Source organism: Winogradskya humida (assembly GCF_016862215.1).
Taxonomy (GTDB): Bacteria; Actinomycetota; Actinomycetes; order Mycobacteriales; family Micromonosporaceae; genus Actinoplanes; species Actinoplanes humidus.
The window spans coordinates 58545-75536 of sequence record NZ_BOMN01000112.1 but is presented as its reverse complement, the minus strand read 5'-3'; the positions used below and the strand labels follow the sequence as shown (position 1 = coordinate 75536).

14 protein-coding genes are annotated in these 16992 nt (G+C 70.3%); 4 read left to right on the top strand and 10 right to left on the bottom strand.

What is annotated here, in order from left to right; all coding sequences use genetic code 11:
- Nucleotides 1-159: 159 nt before the first annotated feature.
- The gene (locus Ahu01nite_RS38480) at nt 160-1278 is read right to left on the bottom strand and encodes a lytic polysaccharide monooxygenase (protein WP_203841671.1); all 1119 of its coding nucleotides are present in this window, start codon (nt 1276-1278) and stop codon (nt 160-162) included.
- Nucleotides 1279-1448: 170 nt separating this feature from the next.
- Here Ahu01nite_RS38480 and Ahu01nite_RS38475 point away from each other — a divergent pair, with 170 nt between their 5' ends.
- A complete protein-coding gene (locus Ahu01nite_RS38475; protein ID WP_203841670.1) occupies nt 1449-4118 on the top strand; it encodes an alpha/beta hydrolase in 2670 nt (889 codons plus the stop codon).
- On the opposite strand, the gene Ahu01nite_RS38470 is transcribed toward Ahu01nite_RS38475, so the two are convergent.
- From Ahu01nite_RS38470 to Ahu01nite_RS38455, 4 genes are read right to left on the bottom strand one after another with little or no spacing between them, the layout of a single operon-like run.
- The gene (locus tag Ahu01nite_RS38470; protein WP_203841669.1) at nt 4115-5023 is read right to left on the bottom strand and encodes a hypothetical protein; all 909 of its coding nucleotides are present in this window, start codon (nt 5021-5023) and stop codon (nt 4115-4117) included. The two genes, Ahu01nite_RS38475 and Ahu01nite_RS38470, sit on opposite strands and share 4 nt — an antisense overlap.
- Entirely contained in the window at nt 5014-6123 is a 1110-nt protein-coding gene (locus Ahu01nite_RS38465) for a HEAT repeat domain-containing protein (RefSeq protein ID WP_203841668.1), read from the bottom strand. The genes Ahu01nite_RS38470 and Ahu01nite_RS38465 overlap by 10 nt, the downstream gene beginning before the upstream one ends.
- Complete coding sequence (locus tag Ahu01nite_RS38460) at nt 6116-7057, bottom strand: alpha/beta hydrolase (RefSeq protein ID WP_203841667.1); 942 nt, start codon at nt 7055-7057, stop codon at nt 6116-6118. The genes Ahu01nite_RS38465 and Ahu01nite_RS38460 overlap by 8 nt, the downstream gene beginning before the upstream one ends.
- A gap of 46 nt (nt 7058-7103) precedes the next feature.
- On the bottom strand, nt 7104-7679 hold the full coding sequence (locus Ahu01nite_RS38455) for a TetR/AcrR family transcriptional regulator (protein WP_203841666.1): 576 nt from the start codon (nt 7677-7679) through the stop codon (nt 7104-7106).
- 66 nt (nt 7680-7745) lie between these two features.
- Between Ahu01nite_RS38455 and Ahu01nite_RS38450 the strand changes: the two genes are divergently transcribed.
- On the top strand, nt 7746-8924 hold the full coding sequence (locus tag Ahu01nite_RS38450; protein WP_203841665.1) for an FAD-dependent monooxygenase: 1179 nt from the start codon (nt 7746-7748) through the stop codon (nt 8922-8924).
- Nucleotides 8925-8933: 9 nt separating this feature from the next.
- Here Ahu01nite_RS38450 and Ahu01nite_RS38445 read toward each other — a convergent pair whose 3' ends face one another.
- Nucleotides 8934-9677 carry a DinB family protein gene (locus tag Ahu01nite_RS38445; protein ID WP_203841664.1) on the bottom strand — a complete coding sequence of 248 codons (744 nt, stop codon included), beginning with the start codon at nt 9675-9677 and terminating at the stop codon, nt 8934-8936.
- Nucleotides 9678-9745: 68 nt separating this feature from the next.
- Between Ahu01nite_RS38445 and Ahu01nite_RS38440 the strand changes: the two genes are divergently transcribed.
- On the top strand, nt 9746-10159 hold the full coding sequence (locus Ahu01nite_RS38440) for a VOC family protein (protein WP_203841663.1): 414 nt from the start codon (nt 9746-9748) through the stop codon (nt 10157-10159).
- Between the two features lie 104 nt (nt 10160-10263).
- Here Ahu01nite_RS38440 and Ahu01nite_RS38435 read toward each other — a convergent pair whose 3' ends face one another.
- The 4 genes from Ahu01nite_RS38435 to Ahu01nite_RS38420 all read right to left on the bottom strand — a co-directional run bounded on the left by Ahu01nite_RS38435 (nt 10264) and on the right by Ahu01nite_RS38420 (nt 16139).
- Nucleotides 10264-12108, bottom strand: coding sequence for a substrate-binding domain-containing protein (locus tag Ahu01nite_RS38435; protein WP_203841662.1), 1845 nt, complete (start codon nt 12106-12108; stop codon nt 10264-10266).
- Between the two features lie 189 nt (nt 12109-12297).
- Nucleotides 12298-12633: a TraR/DksA family transcriptional regulator gene (locus tag Ahu01nite_RS38430; RefSeq protein ID WP_203841661.1), complete on the bottom strand. Its 336-nt coding sequence runs from the start codon at nt 12631-12633 to the stop codon at nt 12298-12300.
- Between the two features lie 39 nt (nt 12634-12672).
- A complete protein-coding gene (locus Ahu01nite_RS38425; RefSeq protein ID WP_203841660.1) occupies nt 12673-14913 on the bottom strand; it encodes a M4 family metallopeptidase in 2241 nt (746 codons plus the stop codon).
- Nucleotides 14914-15086: 173 nt separating this feature from the next.
- Nucleotides 15087-16139, bottom strand: a complete 1053-nt coding sequence (locus Ahu01nite_RS38420; RefSeq protein WP_203841659.1) for a zinc-binding dehydrogenase — start codon at nt 16137-16139, stop codon at nt 15087-15089.
- 68 nt (nt 16140-16207) lie between these two features.
- On the opposite strand from Ahu01nite_RS38420, the gene Ahu01nite_RS38415 reads away from it, so the two are divergent.
- On the top strand, nt 16208-16972 hold the full coding sequence (locus Ahu01nite_RS38415; protein WP_203841658.1) for a helix-turn-helix transcriptional regulator: 765 nt from the start codon (nt 16208-16210) through the stop codon (nt 16970-16972).
- Nucleotides 16973-16992 lie beyond the last annotated feature (20 nt).

The window sequence follows — 16992 nt, the reverse complement described above, 5'->3', positions numbered from 1 at the left end:
GCGGGGAATGGGGAGGGCGCCTCATTCCCCGCCCGAGGATGATTCGCAGAGCCACGCGGTACTTCGTTGAGCCTCCTCTCGCCGGGGGGGACATCACTGCATACCTGGGAGCGCTCCCATCGATGATTGTGACTGTCTACCGGCGTTCTGAGAAGGGGGTCAGGCGGTGCAGCTCAGGGTCGGCACGGTCGACGTGCCCGAACCGGTGAACCCGAAACTGGTGCTCGACCCGGCTGCCACCGACCCGTTGTAGCTCGCGTTGACCGCCGTGGCCGTCGTGCCGCTGGTGGTGACCGTGGCGTTCCAGGCCTGCTGGATGACCGGTGCGGCGGGGAACGTCATGGCCACGCTCCAGCGCTGGATCGCCGCCGTTCCCGCCCGTACCGTGACCGTGCCCTGATATCCGCCGGACCACTGGCTGTCCACGGCGTACGTCGCCGAGCACGCCCCGGAAGCCGGCGGCGTCGTAGTCGGCGGCGTCGTGACCGGCGGCGTGGTGGTGGGCGGCGTGGTGGTAGGCGGTGTAGTGGTGGGCGGTGTTGTAGTGGGCGGCGTGGTGGTCGGCGGCGTGGTGCTGGTGCCGCCGAACGTGATGTCGCTGCAGAAGTAGTAGGACTGGTCGAGGTGGCTGGCCTGCCAGATGGTGTAGACCATGGCGCGCCCGGTGCGGCCCGTTGCGGTCACCGGCAGGTCGATCTGGACGCCCCCGGTGGCGGGGGTCCACTGTGCGGCCGGGGTGTTGCCGATCTGGCTGACCAGGTCGAGGTCCGACCACTTCAGCGGCTGGGTCACCGGGTCGTAGCTGGGCTTCGTGACGTACACCCGGATGTAGTCGGCGCCATGGCTGGCCTGGTCGAAGAGGCGTACCGAGAAATTGGTCCCGACCGGGGTGGTCTTCCAGTTGCCGACCGTGTCGAGGGCGTTGTAGCGCCCGCTCTGGGTGTGCCCGGCGCTGCAGAGCTGGCCGTCGGGTATCGCGGCCTGGTGGTTGCCGGCGACGCCTTCGCGGAAGAGGCCGTTCCAGTTCCACATGGCGTTCGGGTCGGCCTGCCAGGCCTGCCAGCACATCGGATCCTCGGTGGCCATGACGGGATCCTGGAAGCGGGTGCCCCAGCGTTCGAAGCAGCCGTAGTTGCGGGACGCGGGCCCGATGACGTTGCCGTGCGCGGAGGCCGGGCCCGATGGCAGGGCGACGACCGCGAGGGCGGCGATGACCGCGCCGATCAGGGCGCTGACGAGCAGCCGCCTGCGGGGAGGGGAAAGCGTGATGGAGGACATGAGGACTCACACTTCGTCGTGAGGACGGGAGGTGTGGCGAAAGCTGCCCAGGGCTTCCGCCGGCCGCGTGGCTGAGTCGGCTCCCGTAGCCTCCTCTTAACATTTAGACACGTCAATGTCTGATTTAGATGATCATTACCGTCTTTGCGCGGATCGGCTAGTAAGAGGGCATGCGGAAAACATTGGTGTCGGCCGCCCTCGCGGTGGCCCTGGTGATCGGCGGGTATGAACCGGCCCGGGCAGCTCCGCCCGCACCCGCCGGCAGCGCGTTGCCGGCCGGCTGGTCCGTCGAGGACGGGCAGCTGACGTGGCGCTCGGCGCAGCGGGTGCCGATGGGCGACGCCGCAGTCGAGTTCTGGTCCGGCGACCGGCTCCTCGGCCGCCCTCGCGCGCAGCCCGATCAGCGGACCTTCAAGCTGGCTCCGGGCGAGGCGGGCGCGCTCACCGATCTGGCGGTCCGCTCCGGCGGCCGGCGGCTCGATGCGGCGGCACCGAAGGCACAACGCCAGGCGAAAGCGCGACGCCAGGAGAAAGCGCAGCCGGCCAACGCGGTCGACCCCGGCCTCAAAGGACCATATTCCACCGTACGAGGTGAGTACGCCCTCGCCGGCGTCAAGCTCCCCGACTACGAGCAGAACGTGGAGATGCAGGCCGTCGTCGTGGCGCCGAAGGGCGCCCCGGGCAAGCGGCCGCTCGCGCTGTTCCTGCACGGGCGGCACTCGATCTGTTACGGCGGTGGCGACGACGACCTGGGGGAGTGGCCGTGCGCTGCCCCTAGCAAGCCGATCCCCAGCTACCGCGGTTACCTGCAGGCGCAGGAGCTGCTCGCGTCGCAGGGCTACGTCACCGTGTCCATCTCGGCCAACGGCATCAACGGCCAGGACTGGGTGTCCGACGACGGCGGTGCGCAGGCCCGCTCGTCCCTCGTCCGCCTGCACCTGGCGAAATGGGCCGACTGGGCCACGGGCGGGCGCGGGAACGCCCCGGCGATCGTGAGGTCCGCGCCGGTCGCCGACCTGTCCCGGGTGCTCCTGATGGGCCACTCCCGCGGCGGGGACGGCGTCAGCCGCGCCGCTATGGACACGCTCACCCCGCCGCCGGCCGCGCAGGACGGTTATCACGGCAGGGTGCGCTGGACAATCCGCGGCCTGCTGCTCATCGGCCCGACCATCTTCGGCCACGACCCAGTGCCGGACGTGCCCTCCGCGACGATCCTGCCCGGCTGCGACGGCGACGTCTCCGACCTGCAGGGCCAGCAGTTCATCGACGAGACCCGCGGCGTGAGCAGGGGCCGGGCACTGCACAGCTCGCTGTACGTCGTGGGCGCCAACCACAACTTCTTCAACACCGAGTGGACCCCGGGGCAGGCTGTCGCGCCGGCGTGGGACGACTTCTGGAGCGACGACCAGCCCGACGCCGTCTGCTCGCCCGGGACGCCGGCCCGGCTGACCGCGCAGCAGGAACAGACCGTCGGCGCGACCTACATCGCCGCGGCCGCGCGGCTCTTCGTCGCGGGTGACGACCGGGTGCGGCCGCTGCTCGACGGCAGTGGTGCCCGGGCGGCGTCGGCCGGTCCGGCGAGCGTTTACAGCCACGCGCTGGGCGGTGTGCGTACCCCCGTGATCGTGCCCGATCCGTCGGTCGGCGTGACCGGCGCCGGAAAGCTCTGTGAGCAGGTGGCCGCCGAAGCCTCGAAGGCCTGCCTTGACCCGGAGGACTGGACGCAGCGGTCGGCCCACTTCACCTCGTTCAACGGCATCACACCGGAGCCGGGGCGGTGGGCGGTCGGGCTGAGCGGGACAGGGCCGGTGACTCTCACGCCGGCACGGCCGGTCGCGACGGGCGGGGCGCGGGAGCTCACGCTGCGACTCATGGTCCCGCCCAACACCACAGGCAATAAGTACGCCGTGAGCGCGATCGACTCCCGCGGTAAGCGCACGGCATTGGGGGAGGTGCGGGTCGACGGGCTGCCGGGGACGGAGTTCACGACGTCGTACTGGGCTCGCGAGGTGCGCGTACCCCTCAAGGGTGTGAGCGGAAGGATCGCCAAGCTGGAGCTGACCCCCGGGGAAGGCGCGGGCAGGGCCTGGCTGATCGACGCGTGGGCGTGGAACCCGGGCACACCCGCCCCGCTCGCGACCTCGCTGCCGCGGATCGACCTCGGCAGCCTGCAGGTCGACGAGGGTGACTCCGGCACGAAGACCTATCAGGTGCCGGTGACGATCACCGGGCGCGGTGCCGGGCGGGTGCGGTTGTTCCTGGTCGACGGCGCCACGTACGAAAGCACGTCCTGGACGGCCGACATCCGGCCCGGTCAGCGCACGATCCGGGTGCCCGTCGACGTCGTCGGCGACACCCTCTTCGGCGAGGGCGAAGGCGAATACCTGCTGGCCAAGGCCGAGCGGGGCGTCGTGATCGGCGACTGGGCCGGCAGTATCGACATCCGTAACGACGATCCGATGCCGGCGATCACCGTCAGCCCGGCCGCCGCCCGCGTCGCCGAGGGAGGCACCCTCACCTGGCAGGTCACGCTCTCCGCGCCGACCGAGACCGGGTTCTACTTCGTCGGCGACCCGGAGCCCCCGGCCGGCGGGAACGAACTGTCCAGCACGGACGTCGACCCGCAGTGGTTCCTGGACATCACCGGCGAGGACCCCGAACCGTCCCGGCCGCTGTCCGGGACGTGGGCCACGCCGTACGTGTACTTCGAGCCCGGTCAGACCGCCGGTGACCTGTCCATCCCGACCGTCACCGACGATCTCGCCGAACCGGAGGAGACCGTGGAGCTGCACTTCGACGACTCGCTGTCCATCCCGCCGGTCACAGGGACCGTTTTCTAGTCGGTGTCGTTGGTGAGCTGTTCGTAGGCGGCGGGGTCGAGGTCCGTGGCGCCCTGCGGGGCTGTCTGGGCCGCGGTCCCGCCGTACTGCGAGATGGTGATGACGATGGGCTTGTCGGCCGGCTCGGTGGGCGCGTCGGAGGGGAACGTCTCCGGGGCCTGCGAGGCTGCGTCCTTCAGCTGGCCGGGGAGGTCCAGCGTCAGCTTGGTGAGGCGGCCCTGCGCGTCGAGGGTCGCGGTGAACGGCATGGCGCCGGCGCGGGGGCCGTACACGTAATAGGGGTCGTTGGTCAGCAGGTTGAGCTTCGGGTCGACCTTGGTGGCGTCCAGGGTGCCGGTGATCTCGTCGCCCTTGCGGGTCGCCGTGACGACGGCGGCGACCAGATCGGACGCACCGGTGACGTCGGGCTTCGCCGCGGTGGGGGTCGGCGGCAGGTTCTCCATCCCGCTCAGGTCCTCGGCGTCGGCCGCCGCGACGAGCCGCCTGTAGTCGGCCTTCACCCAGTGCTCGCCGTCCAGGATCGTCAGTATCTCCTTCGCTTTCGCCAGCTCGGCCGCCTGCTTCTTGTCGGCCTTGCCGGCGTACTGCTCGAACAGCTTCGCGTATTCCTCCTGAGCCTCGCCGTAGATCCGGTACCTCAGGTAGACGGTGTCCCCTACCCGCAGGATCGACGGTCGGCCCTCCTGGCGGATCACCGAGCTGCCCGGCACGTCGACGGCACCCTCCACGCTGCCGCCGTCGGTGCGGCTGAACGTGTAGTTCCCGGCCTGCAACCCGTCCAGCGACTGCGACAGGGCTGCTTTGCCGTCCGTACCTTTCTCTCCGGCCGGGGTCGTCCCGGCTTCCGCGCATCCGGCGAGAGTCACCCCGGCCGCGAGCACAACAGCGAGTTTCTTCATGGACATGACGGCACCGTACCGTCCTGACGCAAATGCCGATCAACGTCATACAGCAGCCAGTACGCGTGACTGCCGTCGCTCCGGTCCTGCAGCTCCCGGTAGGCCTGCTTGTCCCCGCGCCGGGCGAGCCCGGCCAGCGCCTCCAGGCGTACCTCCGGATCAGGATCGTCCCGGCGGGCTGACAGGGCCCCGGCCGTCACCGGGCTGTCCGGGGCGTGATCACGCAGGACGATCACGGCTGTTCTGCGCACAGAGGCGTCCGTGTCCGCGGCGAGTTCGGCCAGCAGGCTCTCCCGCCCGGATCCGGTCAACCCGAGTGCCACCGCCCGCCGGACGCCGGGATGGGCATGCCGGGCGAACGTCACCAGCTCCGGCAACTCCTCGGCAGGCGCGCGGTATTCGTCGAACGCGCCGATCAGCTCGCTGAGGACCGCACCGTCGTGTTCGGCGGCCAGGCGTTCCCGCAGCGGCGGAAGGGCCCGATCGAATCCGGGCTGCTCGCCGTCCACGTCCTGCATGCCGATCGTCCGCACCACCTCGGCGCCGAACAGCCGTACATCCCGGTCCGCGTGGGTCAGCAGCGCGGCGGCCCAGTCGAACGTCGCCTCGCGGTCCGGCAGGTTGTAGACCCCGTGCCACGACTCGGTCCAGGTCGCCGAGCCGGGATCCGGATCGGTCAGCGCCCGGGCGAGCAGCTCGTCGCGGGACAGCGGGATGAGCAGGCGTCGCTCCAGCAGCGTCACTATGCCGAGGTGGGTGGGCTGCGCCTCGGCCCACCTGCCGTCCGCGGCGGTGACACGCATCCTGCCATTGGCATCCCGGCTCACTGTGGCGTCCGCTGCGGCCAGGCGGTGTCGCAGCTCGGTTTCGAGATCCCGGCCGACCCAGTCGCGGGCGATCCGTAGTGCGGTGTGGATCGGGTGGCCCGGATCGATCAGCGGCAGGTGGCCGGTCCGGTGCTGGAAGAGGCGCTCCACGACGTCGATCGCGCCGTAGTCGGCCGCCCAGAACAGCACCTCGGCATTCGTACCGTCTAAGCCTTCTTCGTGCCCGGCACCTCGTACTGCGCTTTCTGTCCCGGGGTCGTGCACCAGTCGGTCACTCATCGCTGGGCAGGATACGAGCCAGCCATTGCAAGCGGGCCTGGCGGGCGTCGCGGGAGAGGGCGATGTCCGGCGCCATCGAATCGAAGGCGTGCACACCACCCGGCCAGACGTGCAGCTCGGCGGCGCCACCGGCCTGCCAGATCCGGGACGCGTAGGCCACACCCTCGTCACGCAGGGTCTCGGCCGACCCCACGTCCACAAACGCGGGCGGCAGTCCGGAAAGGTCGGTTGCCCGGGCCGGCGCGGCGTACGGGGACACGTCCGCGTCCCCGAGCAGCGCACCCCATCCCGTCTGGTTGGAGACCCGGTCCCACATGTCGACGTCGGCCATCTGCATCGCGGACGGCGAATCGTTGCGGTCGTCGAGCATCGGGCACAGCAGGAGCTGCCCGGCCAGCGCCGGCCCGTTGCGGTCCCGGGCGAGCAGCGCCACCGCCGCGGCGAGACCACCACCGGCGGAAATCCCGGCGACGACGAGAGCCGCCGGATTGAAACCGAGCTCCCCGGCATGCTCCGCGGTCCACTGCAGACCGAGGTAACAGTCCTCGACCGGCGCGGGATGCGGGTGCTCCGGCGCGAGCCGGTAGTCGACCGACACCGCCACCAGCCCGAAAGCCTCAGCCCAGTCAAGAAGCCGCCCCACGCCCCGCCGGTTGTCGCCGAACATCATCCCGCCGCCGTGGATGTAATAGATGCAGCCGCGCGCCTTCGTGACCGGCCTGGCAATCAGCAGCGGAACGCCGGCCCGCGTGTGCTCCTCGACCGTGAACCTGCCGCCGCGCTCCAGGTCGACCGGTGCGGACGGCGGGGCGGTCGCCCTCACCTCGGCGATCATCCCGGGCGTGAGCCGGAAGGGCCCGGCGTTCTCGGCGGCGAGTACCTTCGCCAGCTCGGCATCCAGCGGCGGCGCGTCATAACGTCGATCGGCGTCCATGCCGCCATCAGATCACGGCCGGTGGCTTTCTCTCTCGCCGAAGTCTTCACCCGCGGCGGTGGTCGCGGACAGCCAGGACGTTGTCGACCAGCTTGACGGGGTCGGCGAACTGCTGCCACGCTGCTGCCGGCAGCATGGCGCGGACGTACATCGGGGCCAGGACCAGCTCGAACACGTCCAGCGGTGTGAGCTCCGCGGTCCCGCTCGCGTCCAGCATCGCCTGGAACTGGTCGAGGCGGGGCACCATCAGCTCCAGCGAGCCGTCCACCGATTCGTGGGCGGCGGCGACGATGGCCCGGAAGAAGTCGAGGCCGCCCGGGCGGGTCAATTCCTGGGAAAGCCTGGTGGTGTACGCCGTGAGATCCGCCCGCAGATCCCCGGTCGCGGGCACCGGTGCACGGGTCGCCAGGTCGTTGACCGCGACGTCGAGCAGCAGCGCGTTCGGCGAGCGCCAGCGTCGGTAGATCGTCGCCTGGTGCACGCCGGAACGGGTGGCGATGTCGGCGATCGTGATCCCCCCGCCGGGCAATTCCACCAGCAACTCCCGCACGGCCGCGTGGACGGACTCCCGCGTGCGTGCCGTGCGCCCGCCGGGGCGAGCCGTCCCTGTCTGTTGTGCCACACCACCAGCCTACCGACTTCTAATGCGAGTACATTCGCATTTAGTCAACCGCTTCGGAGGTGCCCCATGGCACGTGTCCTCATCGTCGGCGCCGGGATCGGCGGCGACACCCTCGCGCTCCTGCTCGGCCGGGCCGGTTGGGACGTGACGGTCGCGGAGATAGCGCCCTCGCTGCGCACCGGTGGTCAGACGGTCGACCTGCGCGGCGACTCCCGCGACGTCCTCGAGCGCATGGGTCTGCTCGATGCCTGCCTGGAACGACTCGTGCCCCAACGCGGTGCTGCCTGGATCGACGCGGCCGGGCACCCGCAGGCCGAGATGCCGGTCTCCGCGTTCGACGGTCAGGGCCTGGTGTCCTCGCACGAACTGCTCCGCAGCGACCTGTCCCACATCCTGAACGACGCCGCAGGCCGCCACGCCACCTACCGTTTCGGCGACACCGTGACCGCCCTGACCGGCACCCGCGCCACCTTCCGCAGCGACGGCACCACCGAAGACTTCGACCTGGTCGTCGGCGCCGACGGCGCCCATTCCCGGGTGCGCACGCTCGCGTTCGGCCCCGAAGCGGACTACCGCAAGCCGCTCGGCCTGGCACACGCCTGGTTCACCCTCGTCGAGCAGCCCACGACTCCCGCCCTCGACGGCTGGTTCCTCATCCACCATGCCCCCGGCTCCCGCGTCGTGGAGGCCCGCCCCGGTCACCCCGGCGAGCAGGAAATCGGCTTCACCTTCCCGGCTGCCGCCCTCCCGCCCCGCGGCGACCGCCAGGCCCAGCTCACTCTGCTCGACACCGTCTTCGCCGACGTCGGCTGGCGCACCCGCGAGCTCCTCACCGCCGCCCGCGCCGCCCCCGACTTCGCATTCGACACCTACGACCAGATCCTCATGCCCCTCTGGAGCACCGGCAACGTGGTCCTCCTCGGCGACAGCGCCTGGTGCGCCAGCCCCCTCAGCGGCCTCGGCACAGCCCTTGCCCTCCGCGGCGCCGAATCCCTCGCCGGCGCCCTGCTCACCCACGCGGACCCGGCTGCGGCCTTCGCCCACTACGAGTCCCAGATGCGCCCCAGCGTCGACGCCGCCCAGAGAATGTTCCCCGGCCGCGTCAAGGCCGCCGCACCCCGCACACCCCTGGGCATCCGCACCAACGCCATGGTCATGCGCCTCGTCCAGACACCCCCGCTGGCCGCCGCCCTGTCCCGCCTGATGCGCCCCGGACCCTCCACGCCGGCCCCGATCCGCCCATGAGCCCTGCCTTCAGTCCGGTCTAGGGCGGCGGTGGGGCGGTCGGATGGGATGCGCCAGTTTGTCCAGGTCACGCCTGCAGAATCGGTGGTGAGCCCATTCCTCGTCGAGCACAGTGCCGAGGCATCGGCGGACGGTCCGCCCCTTGGCGTACGGGGGCCATCGTTCGTCGTCCGGGACCGGTGCGGTCCTCGCGAGCTGCTCGGGCGTTACCTCGGCCAGCCACGTCTCGATCTCCGAAGCCTGCCGGACCCGCACGGCGAGCACCTCGTCGAGGCTCGGTGCGGCGGACGGGTCGAGTTCGTCCTCCCGCTCCATGACGGCCGGTGGACCCAGTCCCAGGGCCGTGAACGGCTCGGTGAGCCCCAGCACGCAGCGCCGGAACCAGGAGTCGTGCACAAAGACGAGGTGGCGCAGGGTTTCGACCATCGACCACTCGCCGTCGACGCCGTGATGTTCGCTGTTCGCGGGCATGGACCGGACCCGCTCGGTGGTCGTCGCCCAATCGTCCCGCAGATGCCGCCAGGCCTCTCGCAGGTCGTCCGGCTGATCCGAGCGGATCAGCAGCCGCACGGGGTGACGACGGTCGAGTTCCGCCTCGACGTACGGCATCACCTCGACCCCGTTGACCACCAGGTTGGTGACCAGGCCGTCTATCTCGGTGTCCCGCATGACCACGCCGACCATCCGCGCCCTGCTCAGGTCGCACTCGCGGAATTCCGCACCGGTCAGGTCCTCATCGTCGAAGCGTCGCATGCAGACAGGTTAGGGCGCGCCGCAGCAGGTCCGCGGCAGCTCCGCGGCAGGTGCGGGACCATGGCGGTATGAAGCTGAACATGATCGGGATCGTGCTGGCCGCCGCGGAGCCTGCGAAAGCCGCCGGGTGGTTCGCCGAGCATTTCGGGTTCACGGTGGATGTGGACCTCGGGTGGTACGTGAATACGCAGCACACCGGGGATCTGAAGCTGAGCCTGGATTTTGTGCAGCGGGACCATGAGTCGTGGCCGGTCGTCACGCGAGGGCGGGACGTGGCCGGGACACTGGTGGCGTTCGTCGTCGACGATGTGGACGCCGAGCATGAGCGGCTCGCCCGGGCCGGGCTCGAGGTGGTGCTGCCGTTGGTGACCGAGCCGTGGGGGCAGCGCCGGTTCCAGGTGGCCGGGCCCGACGGTGTGTTCGTCGAGGTGCTGCAGCGGGTGGAGCCCGACCCGGATTGGCTCGCCGCCAACGGGTTCTGAGCGCGGAAGCAGCTGGCGCCACCCCGGCAGGCGGGGTGGCGCCGGGAGGCGGGGTGCGCCAGGAGGCAGGGTGCGCCGGGAGGCAGGGGGGCGCGCCGGGAGGGCTACTTCGGGGCGTGGGCGGCCAGGAAGGCCTGGGCGATGGCGGAGGCCATGTCCGCCGGGTCCGTTGCTGAGATCGCCTTGCCGCCGGTGGCGTCGGCCATGGTGGTCAGGGCGTTCATGTCGGCGTCGCCGCCGTAGCCGACAGCGATTATCGGGACCGGCTTGGCCGGGTCCTGTTCCTGTTTGAGTTTCGTCAGGAATTCCTGCTGGGTCATCTCGAACGAGGATTCCTCGTCGCGGCCGTCGGTCAGGACGATGACCAGGTTGACCGCGCCGGCCTTCTCCTGGGAGCGCATGGCGGCCACGCCGTCGAGGACGGTCCGGTAGAGCGGGGTGCCCGCGTCGTTCTCCGCCTTGTAGCCGGCGATCGCCGCGCCCATCGCCTGGCGGCGGGTGACGCCGCCGATCTCCTCGGCGAGCGGGCCCAGGGGGACGGCCTCGGTGTGGGCGGGGCTTTCCGGGGTGGGGGCGGAGAAGAACCACATGCCGATGCTGGTGTCCTCGCCGAACAGCGCGTTGGCGTTGGTGCCGGACTCGCGCAGCAGGGCCGCGCGGGTGGTGGTGCGGCCGGACTTGTCGGTGACCTTCTGGTTCATCGAGCCGGAGCCGTCGATCAGCAGCAGCACCTGGAACGGCAGCGTGCGGTACTGCGACCAGTTCAGCGACGGGCCGAGCAGCTCCTGGGGCTCCTCCGGCAGGGTCATCGCCCGGGGGGTCTTCTCGGTCCGGAAGCCCGCGGCCTTGATCGCGGCCGGTTTGATCGCGGCGTGCAGTTGGTCGGCGAGGTCCTTGCGGGTGCTCGACCGGGCCACCGCGAACGGGTAGTCGGCCTCGACGACGGCGTCCGCCGGCACAACCCCGGTGAGCTCAACCCCACGATCAGCCTTCGCGTACGCCCGGAGCTGCTGCTCGGTCGTCGGGAAGAACCCGATCTCGGAGGCGGCCCGCGCGTCGTCCTTCATGTCGGCGGTGCGGGTCAGCAGCACGGCGGGGTCCGCGTTGGGATCCTTGAGCCGGCTGCGCAGGGTGAGGGCGCGGAGCTGCGCGATGCCGCTGTCGGGTGTGGTGCGCTTCATGGCGGCGTGCACCGCGAAGACGGAGAGCATCCCGACGGTGTTGTGGGTCGGGTCGGGCATGGACGACGCCGGGATGCGTTTCTTGGCAACGCCGTCGACCAGCGCGGCCCAGGAGCCGTGGCCGTCCTTGACGATCATCGGGGCGATGGCCTTCGGCGCCGCGAGGACGACCGGGGAGCAGGCCACGGTCTCGCCGCGGGCGTCGTACGTGGTGCCACGGGTCTCGGCGATCTTCAGCCAGGCGCTGCTCGACGGGATCCAGACGTCGGGACGCCGGGCGGCCTGCGCGACGGCGGACGGGTCCTCGGCGGTGACGTGGATGGGCCCGCATGCGGACTCGTCGGGGCCCGCGAGGCTGCGCGCGGCCTCCTCGACCACGGGGGCGATCTCGGGTGCCGCCGAGACCTCCAGTGTCGTGTCCGGGCAGAGGGTGCGCTGGGTGTCGGTGGTGGTGCGTCCGCGCTGCAGCAGCGTCATCCCGCCGCCGGCGGCGACCAGCACCACAATGGTCACCGGGACGATCAGCCACCGGCCGCGTGGGCGCTCGGCGGGCTGCGCGGACTCCAGGGCGAGGCGGTCGGCGGCGGTGACGAACCCGTCGAAGGACGTCGTCCGCTCCACGGGCGCGGGTGGTTTCTTCTTCCTGGGCCGGGCGACGAGCACGAGGCCCACGATGAGCAGTGCGGCAGTCAGACCCGCAGCGATCCATAGCAACGCTGTGCCTATGGTTGCACTACTGGCTGCCAGCACTACGGCAGTGTCGGCCATGCGTATCGATCCTCCCCAATTGACCAGGGCGTTCCCTCCGGCGTTGTCGAACAGTAGCCGAGAGAACGTGAATCGCGTGGATCATCGATTCGTCGGGTGGCCGACACTGTGGCGCAGGCAACTTCTCTGTATCTGGCGACCCGGTCATGACCGGGACCAGTGACCGGTCACCGTTCGGGAGCCGGCCGCTTATCGAGGCTTTGCGGCGCAGGTGATGCAGGTGCGGGCGCCGGGGCGGGCTTCGAGGCGGTCGGGGTGGATCGGGCGGCCGCAGGTTTCGCAGATGCCGTAGGTGCCCGCGTCGTGGCGGGCGAGGGCGTCGCGAAGGTCGGCGATGCGGTGGTGGGCCGCGGCGAGGGTGGCGGTCAGCTGGGCCCGTTCGAAACCGACCGTGGCGCCCTCGGGGTCGTGTTCGTCGTCGGCGTTCGAGTCGCGGGAGGCCTCGAACAGGGCGCGCAGGTCCTCCTCCAGCGACGATGCCTCGGAAACGGCGCGGGTGAGGAGATGCTCGAGGTTCTCGCGCATCCCCTCACCCTAGGCCGAAACTCCCGCTAGGGGGCCTGTCTAGAGAGACAGGGTCCAGCTGTTGATGTAGCCGGTGTCGATCGACGCGGCGTCCTGGACGCGGAGCTTCCAGATGCCGTCCGGGTTCTCGCCGGAGACGTTGACGCTGTAGGTCTGGTCGATGTTGTCGGTGCTGCCACCGGTGCGGCTCTGCAGGGTGTACGCGCTGCCGTCCGGGGCGACCAGGCTGACGACCAGGTCACCGATGTACGTGTGGACGATGTGCACCTCGACCTTGCTGCTCGAGGACGGCGTGATGGTGCAGCCGGCCAGCGAGATGTCGCTCGTGACGGTGGTGTTGTCGGGGATCGCGACATCGTCGGCGTTCGTGCCGGAGCAGCCCGCGGGGCTGTTGATCCCGAGCGTGAACGACGTCGAGTGGCTCACCGAGGGCGAGGTGCCGGTGAACGTGATCGGGTAGGTACCCGTACCGAGCGACTCCGGGGTGACGATCGTGACCGTCGACGACTCACCGGCGGTGACCGAGGCGGGGTCGAAGGTGACCGTGACGCCGGCCGGAACGCCGGAGGCGGTGAGGTCGATCGTCTCGGCGGTGCCGTTGGTGCTGGTCGTGGCGAGGGTCGTGGTGACGGTCTCGCCGCGGTCGGTGGCTACCGAGGCCGGGGAGGCGGCGACGGAGAAGTCGTTGCCGACGGGGCAGTAGTCGCTGCCGGCGACGTTGACCGCGGTCCAGGCGGCCTGGACCGCCTTGTACTCGGTGCCGCACTCGCCGTACAGGTCGGCGGCGGCCGAAAGGCTGTACGCGCGGGCGGTGTTCGACGGCGTGGTGGTGTTGACGTACTTGGTGTTCGACACGAAGTAGGTGTCGAGCGCGCGGAACCAGATCTTCTCGGCCTTGTCACGGCCGATGCCGGTCACCGGCTCAGCGGCGCCACACACGGGGGAGGTGCCGAACGCGGTCTGCCCGGTGCCCTCGGCGAGGTCGAAGAAGAAGTGGTTGGCCACACCGGACGAGTAGTGCACGTCGACGCTGTTGGTGCTGGTCGACCAGCAGCCGTGCGACGAGCCGTCGAGCGTGGGGTTGTACATGTAGCGCAGCGGCGAGCCGTCGCCGTTGATGTCGATCTCCTCGCCGATGTCGTAGTCACCGGGGTCGGCGGTGGTGTCGGCGTAGAACTCGACCATGCTGCCGAAGATGTCGCTGGTGGCCTCGTTCAGGCCGCCGGACTCCCCGGAGTAGGTGAGGCCGCCGGGCACCACGTTCTCGGTGACGCCGTGCGACATCTCGTGACCGGCCACGTCGATGGCGACCAGCGGGTTCGCGTTGCCCGAGCCGTCGCCGTAGGTCATCTGGGCGCCGTCCCAGAACGCGTTGACGTACGCGTTGCCGTAGTGCACCCGCGACGGCACACCCGCGCCGGTGCCGAAGATGCCGTTGCGGCCGTGGACGTTGAGGAAGTAGTCGAACGTCTTCGCGGCACCGAAGTGCGCGTCGATGGCCGCGGACTGCCGGCTCGCGTTGGTGCCGGTGCCCCAGACGTTGTCGGCGTCCGTGAACGTCGTGCAGGTCGAGCTGCCGTTGTTCATGTCACACGTACGCCCGTTGCCGTGCGACGGGTCGATCAGGCTGTACGTCGAGCCGGACAGCGTGGTGTCCACGCCGACCGTGCCGGAGTAGATGCTGTTGCCCTCACCGGCGATGGTCTCGATCTCGTCGTACGAGCCGATCGGGGCACCGGTCAGCGCGTCGCTGATGACGTGCAGCTTCGACGGCGTCTGCCCGTCCTTGGCCCATCCGGTCACGACGGTTTCCCAGGCGAGGCGCCCCGAGCCACTGTTCGCGTCGACGAACAGTTCCGGCGTACCCGTCGCAGTGATCTTCCCGGAGAACGCACCGGAAGCGAGCGACTTGGCCTTCGCGGCAGTGACCTTCGGGGTGATCCCGAGCGACAGCGGCGCCTTCAGCCCGTTCGAGCTGCCGGTGTACTGCCCGTCCTTACCGACCCGGATGATCAGGTCACCACCGTCCACCCGCAGGCCACGATAGGTACGCTCGTAGCGCACCACCCCGCTGCCGTTGTCCAGCTTCTTGCTGCTGTACGCGGTGAATGTGTCGAGGGCGGACCCCTTGACGGCCTTGACGTTGTCCTTCAGCGCCGTGTCAGCGGCGGTGAGCAGTGACGGCGTGGACGGCGGAGCGGCGGACACGCTGGTAGCGGAGACCGCGAGACCGCCGCTGACCAGCAAGGTGATGCCGGTCAGCGCAAGAGCCTTTCTCAACCTGATCCTCCCCAATCCCAGGACGCACGTGCATCCATTGGTTTCAATATCATTGCCCCGGGGAAGGGTGGACGGGAAGTAATTAGAAGCTTAATTAACAGGTTTGACATCGATGGACATAGATCAGCCCGACTTCTGACAGATCGAACTGATCCTCAGGCCGCCGGCGACGATCAGGGGACGAGGGCGACGAAGGCGAGGCCCGTGGTGCGCTCCGCCAGGTCGAGGGCGGTGGCCGGGTCGTCGAGGCCGACTGTCAGCAGTTCGACCGCGGAGAGGTCCAGCAGTCCGGAACGGATCATGTTCCACACCGTGGTCACGGTCTGGTCGTCGCTCATCCAGGAACCGCGCAGGGTGAGACGGCGGTGCATCAGGTCGCCGTACGGGATGGTGAGGGTCTGGCGTACGCCGCCGACGAGAACCAGGGCGCCGTTCCTGCGCAGGCTGTCGTACGCGGCCATGGTCGCGTCCGCCGTCGGGGTGGCGCCGAGGGTGTCGAGGGCGACGTCGACCGGGCCGATCCCCGCCGCGTCCGTGGCGCGGTCGCCGGTCAGCTGGTGGGTGCGCACGCGGGGGCCGAGCTCGGCCAGCCGGTCGAGTGCCGCCTTGTTGCGCCCCACCGCGGTCACCGTCGCCGCGCCCGAGGCGAGCGCCACCAGCACCGCCGCGCCGCCCAGCTGGCCCGTCGCACCGATCACGGCGACGTCACGGCCGGTCAAGGGGCCCGCCGCGTACAGGCCCGACGCGGCGATGCAGAGCCACGGCAGGAACGACAGGCGGGCGGGGTCCGGGTAGGTCTCGGCGCCGGGCAGCTTGATGAGGGTCTCCTTGGCGCACAGGGCACGCTCGGCGAAAACCCCGTCGCGCCACACCGTACGCATGCGGTCCGTGCGCTCGCTGCCGGTGCCGGTCCCGCCGAGGCCGACCCAGCCGACCAGGATCTCGTCGCCGTCACCCGCGTCGAGCCGCGACGTGTCCACCACGACATCGCCCGGCGCGACGTGGAACACGTCCGGCGCGACATCGGTCACCCGGGCGATGCAGGACGGGCCCAGGGTGAGGGGCACGGGCAGGCCGCCACGGTTCCCGGTCACGACCATTTTCGTGTACGCCGGCAGGTGCGCGGCGAGCACCTCCACCAGCACGCCGCCACCCTGCAGTGCCGGCGCAGGGATGTCGGAGAGGCGTACGACATCATCTTGTGAAGCAACAGTCCAAGCTTTCATGGTCCCAGCGTGACTCAGCGATAAGCTGGTATCCAGAATCGCCTTATGCTGGTATTGGAGGTTCCAGGGTGAGCGTCGAGCTGGGAACTTTCCTGCGCAGCAGGCGGGAGCGCGTAAATCCGGCCGACGCGGGCCTGCCGGTCACCGGGCGACGCCGCACACCGGGGCTGCGCCGCGAGGAGCTGGCCCTGCTGGCCGGCATCAGCGCCACCTGGCTCACCTATCTCGAGCAGGGCCGCGACGTGCGCCCGTCCGGTCAGGTGCTCGACGCCCTCGCCCGGGCGCTGCGGCTGACATCCGCCGAGCAGGAGCACCTGCGCCGCCTCGCCGGCGGGGGCGTGCCGCTGGGGCAGGACGCGGCCGAGGAGGCGGCCCCCGAGGTCGCGGGCGTTCCGGCGCTGCTCGGCGCCAATCCCGCGTACGTCACGGGCATCTGTTATGACGTTCTCGCGAGCAACGCGGCCGCGGCGGAGTTGTTCCGGGGTATGACATCGGGTGGCAACGTCGTGCGGTGGATGTTCACCGAGCCCGCCGCCCGCGAGGTCCTGGTCGACTGGGAGCTCGAGGCGAGCACCATCCTGGCCCGTCTGCGAGCGATCGCGGGACGCCACCCCGGCCACCCGCGCGTGACCCGGCTCGTGGCGGAGCTGACCGCGGCGAGCCCCGAGGCGCGGCAGTGGTGGCCGCAGTATGACATCCAGTTCAGCCGCGCGGGCAGCAAGCGGCTGCGGCATCCCCGGCTGGGCGAGATCACCGTGTCGCACGCCGCGTTCCACGTCGCCGACCGCCCCGAGCAGACCCTGGTGATCTACAACCTGCCTGGGCTCGATTGAAAACGCGGCGCCCGTCGCCG

What these genes read in the sequence shown, in the direction of transcription:
- Ahu01nite_RS38480 (WP_203841671.1), bottom strand. Translation starts at nt 1,278, where the DNA reads ATGTCCTCCATCACGCTTTCCCCTCCCCGCAGGCGGCTGCTCGTCAGC.
- Ahu01nite_RS38475 (WP_203841670.1), top strand. Translation starts at nt 1,449, where the DNA reads ATGCGGAAAACATTGGTGTCGGCCGCCCTCGCGGTGGCCCTGGTGATC.
- Ahu01nite_RS38470 (WP_203841669.1), bottom strand. Translation starts at nt 5,023, where the DNA reads ATGTCCATGAAGAAACTCGCTGTTGTGCTCGCGGCCGGGGTGACTCTC.
- Ahu01nite_RS38465 (WP_203841668.1), bottom strand. Translation starts at nt 6,123, where the DNA reads ATGAGTGACCGACTGGTGCACGACCCCGGGACAGAAAGCGCAGTACGA.
- Ahu01nite_RS38460 (WP_203841667.1), bottom strand. Translation starts at nt 7,057, where the DNA reads ATGGACGCCGATCGACGTTATGACGCGCCGCCGCTGGATGCCGAGCTG.
- Ahu01nite_RS38450 (WP_203841665.1), top strand. Translation starts at nt 7,746, where the DNA reads ATGGCACGTGTCCTCATCGTCGGCGCCGGGATCGGCGGCGACACCCTC.
- Ahu01nite_RS38445 (WP_203841664.1), bottom strand. Translation starts at nt 9,677, where the DNA reads ATGCGACGCTTCGACGATGAGGACCTGACCGGTGCGGAATTCCGCGAG.
- Ahu01nite_RS38440 (WP_203841663.1), top strand. Translation starts at nt 9,746, where the DNA reads ATGAAGCTGAACATGATCGGGATCGTGCTGGCCGCCGCGGAGCCTGCG.
- Ahu01nite_RS38435 (WP_203841662.1), bottom strand. Translation starts at nt 12,108, where the DNA reads ATGGCCGACACTGCCGTAGTGCTGGCAGCCAGTAGTGCAACCATAGGC.
- Ahu01nite_RS38430 (WP_203841661.1), bottom strand. Translation starts at nt 12,633, where the DNA reads ATGCGCGAGAACCTCGAGCATCTCCTCACCCGCGCCGTTTCCGAGGCA.
- Ahu01nite_RS38420 (WP_203841659.1), bottom strand. Translation starts at nt 16,139, where the DNA reads ATGAAAGCTTGGACTGTTGCTTCACAAGATGATGTCGTACGCCTCTCC.